Raw genomic sequence first — 11564 nt, forward strand, 5'->3', positions numbered from 1 at the left:
GCCGATCGGGCGCGCAGTATCGCGTTTCACTTCTTGTGGAGCGCGATTTTTTTATGCACATGAAGTCTATCCGATATGAAAAATATACACATACAGGGGAACCCCGAAGGCTGACGCTTCACATGATGTGAGGCGGCATTTTTTTGTGCCTGTTTATTGCGGTGACGAAAGGCTGAAAGCCCGTAAAATAGCAATCTTTGGCTTGACATTGCTGTATTATATTGGTATAATATCTTTAAGGGGAGATGTACTCTTCTGATACGCGTTAAAAAGGAGGGGCTTTTATGAATTTTACTCGCAAAAAAATAGGGGCAGCGCTGCTTTCGCTTTTTATTATGGGAGGAGCAGTTTCCGTGCCGGGAGTGCCGGGGCTCTTCAAGCCTGCTGTGGCTTCTGCCGCCGAAAATGACACTATCACCTATGACGAGACAACTCATGTACTGACCCTCAGGGGGGAATTTGACCGCAGCAGCATTGTCCAGTACTATAATAAGTACTATTATAGCGGAGGCGGCGTAAAGACCATCGTTGCAGAGAAAGGCGCTGTAATGCGGGAAAATGCAAATGCTCTGTTCTCAGGCTTTAAAGAAGTTGAGACGATAGACCTTTCAAATGTGGACGGTTCCAGAGTAAAAGATGCCTCACAGATGTTTTCGCTCTGTTTTAAATTGAAAGAGGTAAAGCTCTGTGAGTTCACCAATCCCGAGCTCAAAAGTGTTAGCAGTATGTTCTACGCCTGCAATTCTCTTAAGACTGTTGATCTCAGTAAGATCAAAACATCGTCTGTCGAAGACTGCGGCGGAATGTTCGCATCCTGTATATCACTTAAAAATATTAATTTTACAGGCTTTGATACCTCTAATGTAACTTCTTTCAGGGAGATGTTCTACCACTGCAGGGCTTTTGAGAATATTGATCTCAGTCAGCTGGATACATCATCTGCAACAGACTTCTCCTGGATGTTCCAAGGATGTTCATTGCTTAAAACTCTCGATCTGTCCGGCTTTGATCCTTCTAAGGTAACAAGAACCAGGTTTATGTTTGAAGGCTGCAGTGCGCTGACTGATATTAACTTATCAGGCTGGGATACTAAAAGTTTAACGGACGTTGAAGAAATGTTCAGTAATTGCAGCTCTCTCAGATCTCTTGACCTTTCAAGTTTTGATACATCACACATTGGTTCTTTTGGCAAAATGTTCCTTAACTGTTCAAATCTTGAAAGTATCGACCTGAGCAGCTTTGATACCTCAAATTCGTACAATCTTTATTATACGTTTTCAGGCTGTTCAAAGCTTAAAAAGCTTGACCTCAGCAGCTTTGATAATTCAAAAATGAATAGTGTTGAAGGTGCGTTTAACGGCTGTACAAGTCTTGAAGAACTTGACATAAGCAGTTTCGGTAAATCAAATATAGCAAATGCTTCAGATATGTTTAACGGCTGCGCAAATCTTAAATATCTTGACATAGGCAACTTCGATACATCGGCTATAACAGATGCTACAAATATGTTTAACGGCTGTACACACCTGAAATACATTGATCTGACCAAGAACTCTTTCGACAGCCTTAAAAACTTCGATGATATGTTCACGGGGTGTGACGACCTTGCTCCCTATTCCTGCACTGTCAACGGCGTAAGTGTCTACCTTGACGGCAGCATCGGCATGAACTTCTACGTTACAGTTGGAAGCGCTGCTGTAAAGGCTGTTTTCAGCGGTCCCATGGGCGAGATCGTCATAGATGACCTTGCTCCCTACAAGCTTGAAGACGGCACATATAAGTTCGGCTGTCCCGTGAATGCTTTACATTTAGGCGATATGTTCGACCTGAGCTTCTACGACAAGGACGGTAAGCAGCTCATAGTCTTCAAAAGCAATAACACACCTTTCTCTTATTCAACGGCAAGCTTCTCCATAAGGAGTTACATTTTGAATTCCCATAAACACGGATTTGTCAACCCGAACGGGGTTGGTGACGTGTTGTATGCTCTTGAGCGTTATGGCAGTGTTGCCGAAAACCACTTCCTTGGCACCACAAATGATGAGAGATTGGGCGAGATTGTGAAGAAGGAGACCGTTGCAAATTTCAAGCCCACATTCGGCACTGACATCTCTATTTCACTGGTGCTTGGCTCAGAGACCTCTATGAGACTGTACACGGACAAGAAGAACGTTACCATAAACGGCGTCAGGGCGACTGCAAAGACAAGCCAGTACGGCAGATATTACGAAATAAAGAATATTCCCGCACATAAGCTTATGGATAATTATACTGTAGTTGCAGACGGCACTAAGTTCACGGTAAACCCGATGAATTACGTATACAGGGTCCTTGACAGGGAAGATGCTCCACACACTCTCTCAGTCGTGGTAAAGGCATTATATTTATATGCAAGGAATGCCCGAAATTACGTGATATACTTTAATTAGGAGGTAAATGAAAATGGAAAAGTACACCGCTCCCGAAATGGAGCTTATCGAGTTTGAGAACGAGGACGTTATCACTACCAGCGACCCCGAGCTTGAGCCCCAGTAAACCGAATAAACAGACAAAGCCCCGCGGTTATCCCCGGGGCTTGTTTTCGTCTGTATACTTTTATATCGTTATTATTCAATAAATTCTCATTCCTTCCCAAATATTGCCCTGTACATAAAAAGTACTTGACTTTTTCGCGCTGTGGGTATATAATGTATAGCGCTGTGATGTGAAAATTACAGCATTTTTATGGGTAAAATGAGAGTTATGGAGTGTATTATGGAAGACGTTGAGATCTATCTTAGCAGACTTTCGGCAGAGGATAAGCTCTATGCCGAGGCTGCGAAAAAGCTTGGAAAATCAGAAATAACCGACAGGTTCACACTGGCAGGAGCTGTTGCCGAGATCGGCGCACCTGCTTCATATAAGCTGTATGTTTCCGACGAGGACATTGAAAACAGCACCATCGACGAGATAAAGGCGGTCTTTACCGAGGCTGCTGAGGAGGAGCCCGATATCAAGGTGGAGTTCATATCTGACGAGTTCCTCAACCTCATCGACGACAATGCAAGGATAACTGCCGAGAGCAAGCCCAGGACCGCTGTTCACAGGGACGGCGACCTTCATCCCACTGTCCATATATGGATGATAAAGCGGAGGGATATGGGTGTTTTCGTGCTTCTCCAGAAGCGCGCCCATGAGAAGGACATCAACCCCGACTGCTATGACGTTTCCGCAGCAGGTCACGTTACTCAGGGCGAGGAGTTCCGCCACACCGCCCTCAAGGAGGTACGCGAGGAGCTGGGACTGAATATCGACCGCAGTCAGCTTGAATTCATCGGTCTCAGGAGAGCCTGCTACTCCAAGGGCGATATAAAGGACAACGAGCTGGCAGCTGTTTATATCTGCCGCGAGAAGATTAACATCGAGGATCTCACTCTACAGTCCTCCGAGGTATCAGAGGTCTGCTGGGCGGAGATAGACGAGCTTCTCTCCATAATGAAATACGAGGATATACCGAACTGCATCTCCCTTGAGGAGCTTGACATGATAAAGAAAGCGGTATTCTGATAAAAAAAGGGCTTCCGATAATTTCGGAAGCCTTTATTTTATTCCGTTCAGTCCGCAGCGCTCAGTCCGCCTGAGGAGCTGCTGCGCCGCCGTCTGCGGGAGCAGGTGTTCCGCCGCCCTCTACGGGAGCGGGTGTGCCGCCGCCGGCAGGTTCTTCACCTGTGCCGCCGCCGGGATTTTCTGTACCTGTACCGCCGCCGGGTATCTCGGAGCCCGTACCGCCGCCGGGTATCTCCGTACCTGTGCCGCCGCCGGGTATCTCTGTACCTGTGCCGCCCTGGAGACCGCCCTGACCGCCTTCGCCCTGGAAGCCGCCTTCACCTGCGTAGCCGCCCTCGGCTGCTGTAGTGGTGGTGGGGACGTAGTACTCGTTGGGATAAACACCTGTGGGGATACGCTGATCCATATAGAAGCCCGAGCCCGATGTGAGCTTGTGGGTGGTATATTTCTTTGCTGTTGTTCTTGATGCAGTAGTGGTCTTTGTTCCCTTAGCAACAACGATGTCATCGTTCATAGTGGTGGTGACAGCTGTTGTTACAGCCATACCGGTAGTGTCCTGCTTGTAGATGCTCTCGCGTCCGAAGCTGGAGATCACCTTTTCAGAGGGGGTGATGGGGAACATTACAAAGAAGAGAAGTATTAAAGCCGTAAGTGCAATGAAACAGCCGCACGAGACGAGGGTTATCTTTGTGGATCTTTTCAGGTTGCTGAAAAAGCCGTTTCCTTTACTCATTAAAAAAACACACTCCTATAAGAATAGATATAAGATATTATACTACTATCTGTTCAAAAAGTCAAGTCAAAAGACAGTATTTCTCTGTGATAGAAGAATGAAAATTACATTTAGTACAAAAAAGAACAGGATACCGCTCCGAAATGGGAGGGTATCCTGCTTTTGTTTATTTATTGCCCTTTTTCAGCTTTGCCATTTTGTAGATGAAAAGCTCAAGAGAGATAAGACCGATGACTGCGGCGCCTGATATGAGACCTATCTTCCACAGTCCGCTGTTGTCCTTCTCCTTGGTGTCTGTGTCCTTGTCGGACTTTTCTTCCTTAGTGGTAGTTTTTTCCGTTTTGTCCTTCTTTGACTTCGTGGTGGCGGGCTTCTCCTCGTCCTCCTCTTCGTCGGACTTCTTTCCGTTGGTGTGAGGAGTTACGATTATTCCCTCGTCACTTGCCTCCTGTGCGATGAAGCCTGTGAGCCATGCCAGCGAGCCATTCCAGTTGATGGTACACTCGTTTACCGACCATGCCTCGATATTGTCAAGGTAGCACTTCTGGGGAGCTATCTCGCCCTTCTTCCAGCCCGAGCCTCTTACCCAGGGGTCCTGCATACCCGAATTGGGTCCGCCTGACATTACTCCGCTGGGAGCCTTGGGGAAGGTCTCGTCTATCTGGTATGCCCAGAAGCGGTGGTGGGGGTACTCGATAGCGTGAGTGCCGTAGCCTGTAACGTAGGAGTAGTCCATGGGGTTCCTGCCCAGTATGTAGTCCATACCGCCGATAGCACCGTCAAGGTACTGTTCGTCCTCGGTGAGGAGATATGCGTAAGCCATGATGATGGAGTTGTCTGTTACAAAGGAGTTTGAGCCCCAGAGATAGCCCTCGTCATCGTCATTGTAGCTGAGGGTGCTGGGACCGTAGGGGAGTCCGTAGCCCTGATTTTCCTCAAGGGAGATATAGCTGTCGGAGGCGGAGACTATCGCCTCGTTGATTATCTCAACATCGCCCTTGTCGAACTTATCGGGATTGAGGGCTGCACTGAGAGTTCCGAGAGCTCCCGTGTTGCCCCAGTCGAAGCTTCCCACGGTGTCAACGCTCTCGCCGCCGCTAAGGCTCTTTGGTACGTCAAGGAAGAACTTGTTTTCAGTGGCTTCGTCGTAGTAGTCCTCGTTGCCTGTGGTGATGAACAGCTCAAGGGCTGCCCAGCAGAATTCGTCCTCAACATCGGTATCGCCGTAGGCTCCGCCGCCTATGGACTCGTCAAGGGGAGCGAACATATCGGGGTGCTCCTTTGCGGCTGCAAACGCCTTCTCGGCAGCTTCAAGACACTCATCGGCGAAATCGCTGTCATAGTCCTTCCAGAGACGGGCTGCCTGAGCGCCGCAGGCTGCAAGGTTAAGGGTAGCAGCTGTTGTGGGCGGCTTTACGATACGCTTCATATCATCGTCCGCAGGAGCTATACCCAGAGCCGTCCATTTCTCGTCATGTGCCTTGTGGTAGACCATGCCCTCGTACTTGCCGCTGTCCACCATCATTTTCAGCATCCACTCCATCTCCCAGCGAGCCTCGTCCAGGAGGTCGGGAGCGTCGTTGACGTTTTCGGGAAGGAGCATGGTGCCGTCGGCATAGGCGTCCTCAAAGCCGTATTTCAGGGCAGTCTCATACTGGTTCTGCATGAGCCAGAGGGAGAGTCCGCCGTTTACAACGTATTTTCCGTGGTCACCTGCGTCATACCAGCCGCCTGTGACATCTATGGTGCCGCTGCTGCCGCTGTAGCCCCAGGTCTGCTCTATCTCTGCGGAGTCCTTGGTGTGACCTGCCGCACGGGCAAGTGATTTTGCGTCGCCCGAGGAGATGAAGTCCTCCTCGATCTCGATACCGCTGCGGTTCTGGTAGAAGTAGTTCAGTGAGTCATAGAGCAGGGAGGAGTATTTCTCAGAGCCGTCAATATCGAATTCGCGGCTCACGTTGCCGTCCTCATCCTCAAGATAGTAGGTGCCTGCCTCGGTGAAGCTGCTGAAGTCAAGGATATGGACATTGTCGCCCGAGTCCTTGTCCTCGCCGAAGGGAATGCTCTCGCCCTCGTATACCACCTTGCCGTCCTCGTCCTTCAGTGAGAAGTCCACAGCCTTCTTTGAGTCGGAGAGGAGGGTAGCTCTCTTTGCTCTGTCTGTGAAGTAGCCCACCTGATTGGTGAGTATATCCGCGCGCTGGTAAGGCTCGACCTCGGGGTAGTCGTTTTCGTCGCTGGTAAGGTCGATGAGGGACATATTGTCAAAGGTGATGACTGTTCCCTCGGGGAAGCACTTGTCGGGTGTGAACTCTCCGTCGCCGCCCAGGTGGAATGCCCATTCTGCCACCTCTACGGTCTGATTGGCGGTGAAGATGTGCTCCTCCTTCTTGGTCTCGCCCTTGTTTATCTGTAGACGCTCCCAGGTGGAGTCAAGGTTAGCGCCGTTGTCATCCATGTTGTTGTGCCACACCTCTATCTTGCCATCAAGATTGCCTATCTTGGTGTAGTACTTACCGCTTTCGGAAGCTGTTATCTCGTAGGAGACCTTGTACTGGTGTCCCGAGACTATTGTCAGTCCTCTGTGGCGGAACTGGCAGTCCCAGCGGTCCTCGCCGCCCTCAGAGGCGCCGCCTGTGTTGATTATCTTGATGGAGTAAACACCGTCGTCGATGTCGAATTCCATCTTTCCGGGGTCGGATTCGACGATGTGCCAGGGGAGACCCACTCCCTCGTCGAAATCGGTCTGACCCAGCTGCTGACCGGCATATGCGGTAATAGATGAAAGCTGTGCTCCCGCGGGTATGAGAGCTCCGAAAGTCACAGCGGCTGCTGCCAGTGCCGACAGCGTCCTGCGTATGAGTTTGTCTTTCCTTCTCATTAAAAGGACCTCCGTTTGGTAAAATGTTGTTTTATCCCCATATTACTTTAATACTTTTTTTGAAAGATGTAAAGTGAAGCAAAAGAAAGTTTACAAATTACGCCGACAAAACGGCATTTTGTTCATAAAAGTCGGTATTCGGGCTGATATTTCGGTGATTTGGACTATTTGTGCCCGAAATGGGCGGAAATGCGTAAAATCTGGTCTGTTACACTTGATTTATTTGATTCGATGTGTTATAATGGTCTTAAAGTGGAGTAATCTGCTTTAATAAAGATTTTTATCTGCGGAGCTTTGATATGGACCATATCTTTTACTTAATGGGAAAAAGCTCGTCGGGAAAGGACACCATTTACAGGCGTATCCTGGCTGAGACAGAGCTCACCCCCGTTATCCTCTATACTACGCGCCCTGTCAGGGAGGGCGAGCAGGACGGCAGAGAATACCATTTCGTCGATGAAGACCGCTTCCGCGAAATGCTCGGCAGCGGCAGCATAATCGAATACCGCGTCTATGATACCGTATACGGTGACTGGATATACTTCACCGCCGCCGACAGCGTCTCCCTCGGGAAGGGAAGCTGCATAGGCATCGGGACCCTGGAATCCTACCTGAAACTGAGGGATTATTTCGGGGAGGACGTTGTTGTGCCCGTCTACATCGAGGTCGATGACGATATAAGGTTCCTCCGCGCCGTGGAGCGTGAGAAGTCCCAGAAAAAACCGAAATACCTTGAGCTTTGCAGGCGCTTTGTTTCGGACAGCGCCGATTTTTCTGAGGAAAAGCTGGCTGAGGCAGGCATTTCGGTAAGATTCGCGAACAACGGTGCTCCCGAGGAGTGCACGGAGCGTATCAAGAGATACATATCAGAGATCAAATAAGGTTTATTTATATTTTTTCCGCCTATGGAAGCGGAGTTGGGAGGTTTATTGTGGAATCGGAGGTAAAATACTGCATCAACGCCAAAAGGACCATGATAATCGGAGGTGGAAGTGCCTGCAGGATGCTCCTCACCGAGATCTTCAACGCGCAGAAGTCGCCCTATAAGGACGATAAGTATTCTGCCCAGTTCGATCCTGTCTGCATTATCGATAATGATCCAGCCAAGCTCGGCAAGGAAGTGCTGGGTGTAAAGGTGGTAGGAAGATCGGAAGAGATCGTGAAATTTGCTAAGGAATTCGAGATCGAGCAGCTCATTCTTGCTATCCCGTCCATCACGCCCGAGGAGCGCAAGGAGATCATAGATACCTGCAATGAGACAAAGCTTCCTCTGAAGATAGTTCCCTTTATCGGTACGCTGATCCTGGACAACGATGCAACTCTCCTCGGACAGGTACGCGACATCAAGGTGGAGGAGCTTCTGGGACGTGATCCCATAAAGTTTGATAATAAGGACATCAGAGACTTCATCAGCGGCAAGGTCTGCATGGTTACAGGCGGCGGCGGAAGCATCGGCTCAGAGCTGGTGCGCCAGATCGCAAAGTATAATCCCGAGAGGATCATAATCGTTGATATATACGAGAATAACGCCTATGAGATACAGCAGGAGCTGATAATGGATTACGGCGAAAAGCTTGACCTTGTCACCCTTATCGCCTCTGTCCGCGACTATTACCGTATGAACCAGATCTTTGAGAAGTACAAGCCCCAGATCGTGTTCCATGCGGCTGCCCACAAGCACGTTCCCCTCATGGAGGATTCCCCCATGGAGGCTATCAAGAACAACGTTGTGGGTACCTTCAATGTGGCTACGCTGGCTCAGTTCCATGACGCTGAGAAGTTCGTTATGATCTCTACCGACAAGGCTGTAAACCCCACAAATGCTATGGGAGCTTCAAAGCGCTGCTGCGAAATGATCGTGCAGTACCTCTCTCAGCAGCATGAGGGAAGGACTGAGTTCGTCACCACAAGATTCGGCAACGTTCTCGGGTCAAACGGCTCTGTTATCCCGCTCTTCAAGAAGCAGATAGAGCAGGGCAAGCCTGTTACCGTTACCCATGAGGACATCATCAGATACTTCATGACTATCCCCGAGGCTGTAAGCCTTGTTATGGAGGCTGCTGCCATCGCTCACGGCGGCGAGATCTTCGTCCTTGATATGGGACAGCCCGTCAAGATAGTCACCCTTGCCGAGAACCTTATCCGTATGTACGGAAAGGTGCCCTATAAAGACGTTCCCATAGTGTTCACGGGTCTCCGTCCCGGCGAGAAGATCAAGGAGGAGCTCCTTATGAACGAGGAGGGGCTGAAGAAGACCTCAAACAAGCTCATCTTCATCGGTAAGCAGATCGAGATAGAGGAGGAGGTCTTTGCGGAAAGACTGAGAGCTCTCCGTGATGCGGCTCTGGAAAACGACGAGGAAGTGGCTATAAGCGCTCTCCATGAGATGGTGCCCACATTCATAAACCCCAATGACTTTAACAAGAAGCAGCTTCAGACTATCTGCGGAGCTCATGAAAATAAATGATCACCACTGCACTGCGGCTTTTGCTGCGGTGCAGATTTTTTTGTTTATTTGGTTTACATATTGACCTTTCTGCTCAAATCTGATATAATAAATTATAAGTATACTTTTTTATTAGCGGTAACAGCTGTGTACTGCAAGAATTTACCATATGCGGAGATGATCTCATTGTTCCATATATTACTGCCCGCCGTGGAGACCGTGACCGAGGACAGACAGATACTGGGAAATATACAGGATTCCGTGGAAAAGACCTCGGGACTGTTTTCCGACGCCCTGGGCTACCTGCAAAAGGGGCTGCCGCTACTCATAATCGCACTTATCATTCTGGTGGTGGGCGTTCTCATTTCAAAGCTGATCGCCAAGATAGTGGGGAAGGCTGTCTCAAAGTCAAATGTGAACGGAGCGGCAAAGAGCTTTCTGGTGTCCCTTATAAAGATAATACTCTATATCGCTGTGGTGATAATGGCGCTGTCGGTGCTGAACGTGCCCATGTCCTCAATAATCACCATTCTGGGTGCAGCAGGACTTGCCATAAGCCTTGCCCTCCAGAGCTGCCTGTCCAATCTCAGCGGCGGCTTCATAATCCTGTTCACCAAGCCCTTCACTACGGGTGACATCATCGAGGTGGACGGATCCGTGGGAACTGTCAAGGAGATCGGTATCTTCTACACCAAGATAGCCACCTTCGACGGCAAGACGGTGCTCCTTCCAAACGGCAAGGTCACTGACGCGAAGATAGTCAACTATACCGAGACACCTCTGCGCCGCGTAGACCTAAGCTTCGATATAAGCTACGGTTCTGACTTTGAGCAGGCACAGTCCGCTGTGCTGGAAGTCATCAACGAGGAAAAGCAGATACTTGGCGACCCTGCACCTATCGTGCGCATGAGCTCACACAATAACAGCTCGGTATCCATAGATGTTCTGGTATGGGTGAAGAATGAGGACTTTCTCACCGTAAAATACGATATGACAGAGAAGGTAAAGGCTGCTTTTGAGCAGAACGGTATCGAGATACCCTTCGACCAGCTTGACATTCATGTAAAGGACAAAATATAATGGCAGAGACAAAACAGAAGAAAGAGGCTCCTGAGAAGAAGCCCGACAGTAAAACAAAGAAAAAGTCGCATTTCTGGCTGTGGGTCATAGTTATCCTGCTGGTGTGGTGGTTCAATAACTACACTCTCAGGATCAATGACACGGAAATAGTCAGCAGCAGTGTTCACAGCACTGTGAAGCTTGCGGTCATCAGCGACCTCCACGCCACAAAGCACGGCATCAAAAACAAGACCATATTTGAAGCCGTTGACAAAGAGCACCCCGATGTGGTGTTCTTCCTGGGAGATATGTATACAAGACAGAGCGAGTGGGAGCTGATACAGAAGCCCGTTGACCTTGCGGAGATGCTGGTCTCGGCAGGCTATCCGCTGTACTGCGTAACAGGTGAGCATGACTACGATGACAGGTACGTGGAGGAGCTGAAAAAAGCGGGAGCAAGGGTGCTCTCCTATGAGGAGTACACTATCGAGGTCAGGGGCAGCAGGCTCCATATCATGGGTATAGACAATGTTTACTACAGTCCCACATTTGACCTTAACAATGCCTTCTCCCTTGACGAAAACAGCTTTGATATACTGCTGGCGCACATTCCGAATTATGAGAAATTCGCTGATTTCGGCGCTGAGCTTACTCTCTGCGGCGATACCCACGGAGAAATGGCAAGGCTGCCCTTCGGTCTCGGACCCGTTTACTGCTCCGAGAAAAAAGTATGGTTTCCAAAGCTCCTGCACAATGAGCTTGAGATATATGACAAAGGCTGCTTCAGCTATGACGGTGGAAGGATGTTCATAACCTCGGGTATAGGAGTTTATCCCGCACCTGTGAGAATGTGCAACCGTCCCGAGATAGCCGTTATCGAAGTCAAGCCAAAGGGGTGA

Annotated in this window: 8 protein-coding genes; 6 read left to right on the forward strand and 2 right to left on the reverse strand. The window is 49.3% G+C overall.

From position 1 onward, the window contains the following. Positions 1 to 284 precede the first annotated feature (284 nt). Positions 285 to 2429, forward strand: coding sequence for a BspA family leucine-rich repeat surface protein (locus T488_RS19030; RefSeq protein ID WP_051536504.1), 2145 nt, complete (start codon positions 285 to 287; stop codon positions 2427 to 2429). A gap of 295 nt (positions 2430 to 2724) precedes the next feature. Next, a complete protein-coding gene (locus tag T488_RS0114675; protein ID WP_082320553.1) occupies positions 2725 to 3546 on the forward strand; it encodes an NUDIX hydrolase in 822 nt (273 codons plus the stop codon). Positions 3547 to 3607: 61 nt separating this feature from the next. Here T488_RS0114675 and T488_RS19720 read toward each other — a convergent pair whose 3' ends face one another. Both T488_RS19720 and T488_RS0114685 read right to left on the reverse strand, forming a co-directional pair. Further along, positions 3608 to 4279 carry a hypothetical protein gene (locus T488_RS19720; RefSeq protein ID WP_037298372.1) on the reverse strand — a complete coding sequence of 224 codons (672 nt, stop codon included), beginning with the start codon at positions 4277 to 4279 and terminating at the stop codon, positions 3608 to 3610. A 166-nt stretch (positions 4280 to 4445) separates the two neighbouring features. Further along, positions 4446 to 7160, reverse strand: a complete 2715-nt coding sequence (locus T488_RS0114685; protein ID WP_028521449.1) for a glycoside hydrolase family 9 protein — start codon at positions 7158 to 7160, stop codon at positions 4446 to 4448. A 320-nt stretch (positions 7161 to 7480) separates the two neighbouring features. Here T488_RS0114685 and T488_RS0114690 point away from each other — a divergent pair, with 320 nt between their 5' ends. The 4 genes from T488_RS0114690 (at position 7481) to T488_RS0114705 (ending at position 11564) form a co-directional block, all read left to right on the forward strand. After that, positions 7481 to 8041 (forward strand): guanylate kinase, encoded by a 561-nt coding sequence (locus tag T488_RS0114690; RefSeq protein ID WP_347496323.1) that lies wholly within the window; start codon positions 7481 to 7483, stop codon positions 8039 to 8041. Positions 8042 to 8091: 50 nt separating this feature from the next. After that, positions 8092 to 9627 (forward strand): polysaccharide biosynthesis protein, encoded by a 1536-nt coding sequence (locus T488_RS18250; protein WP_037298375.1) that lies wholly within the window; start codon positions 8092 to 8094, stop codon positions 9625 to 9627. A 165-nt stretch (positions 9628 to 9792) separates the two neighbouring features. Continuing rightward, positions 9793 to 10686 (forward strand): mechanosensitive ion channel family protein, encoded by an 894-nt coding sequence (locus tag T488_RS0114700; RefSeq protein ID WP_242838360.1) that lies wholly within the window; start codon positions 9793 to 9795, stop codon positions 10684 to 10686. Further along, positions 10686 to 11564: a metallophosphoesterase gene (locus T488_RS0114705; RefSeq protein ID WP_028521452.1), complete on the forward strand. Its 879-nt coding sequence runs from the start codon at positions 10686 to 10688 to the stop codon at positions 11562 to 11564. The genes T488_RS0114700 and T488_RS0114705 overlap by 1 nt, the downstream gene beginning before the upstream one ends.

Source organism: Ruminococcus flavefaciens ND2009, assembly GCF_000621785.1.
GTDB lineage: Bacteria > Bacillota > Clostridia > Oscillospirales > Ruminococcaceae > Ruminococcus > Ruminococcus flavefaciens_C.

What these genes read in the sequence shown, in the direction of transcription:
- T488_RS0114685 (WP_028521449.1), bottom strand. Translation starts at nt 7,160, where the DNA reads ATGAGAAGGAAAGACAAACTCATACGCAGGACGCTGTCGGCACTGGCA.
- T488_RS19030 (WP_051536504.1), top strand. Translation starts at nt 285, where the DNA reads ATGAATTTTACTCGCAAAAAAATAGGGGCAGCGCTGCTTTCGCTTTTT.
- T488_RS0114705 (WP_028521452.1), top strand. Translation starts at nt 10,686, where the DNA reads ATGGCAGAGACAAAACAGAAGAAAGAGGCTCCTGAGAAGAAGCCCGAC.
- T488_RS0114690 (WP_347496323.1), top strand. Translation starts at nt 7,481, where the DNA reads ATGGGAAAAAGCTCGTCGGGAAAGGACACCATTTACAGGCGTATCCTG.
- T488_RS19720 (WP_037298372.1), bottom strand. Translation starts at nt 4,279, where the DNA reads ATGAGTAAAGGAAACGGCTTTTTCAGCAACCTGAAAAGATCCACAAAG.
- T488_RS0114675 (WP_082320553.1), top strand. Translation starts at nt 2,725, where the DNA reads ATGGGTAAAATGAGAGTTATGGAGTGTATTATGGAAGACGTTGAGATC.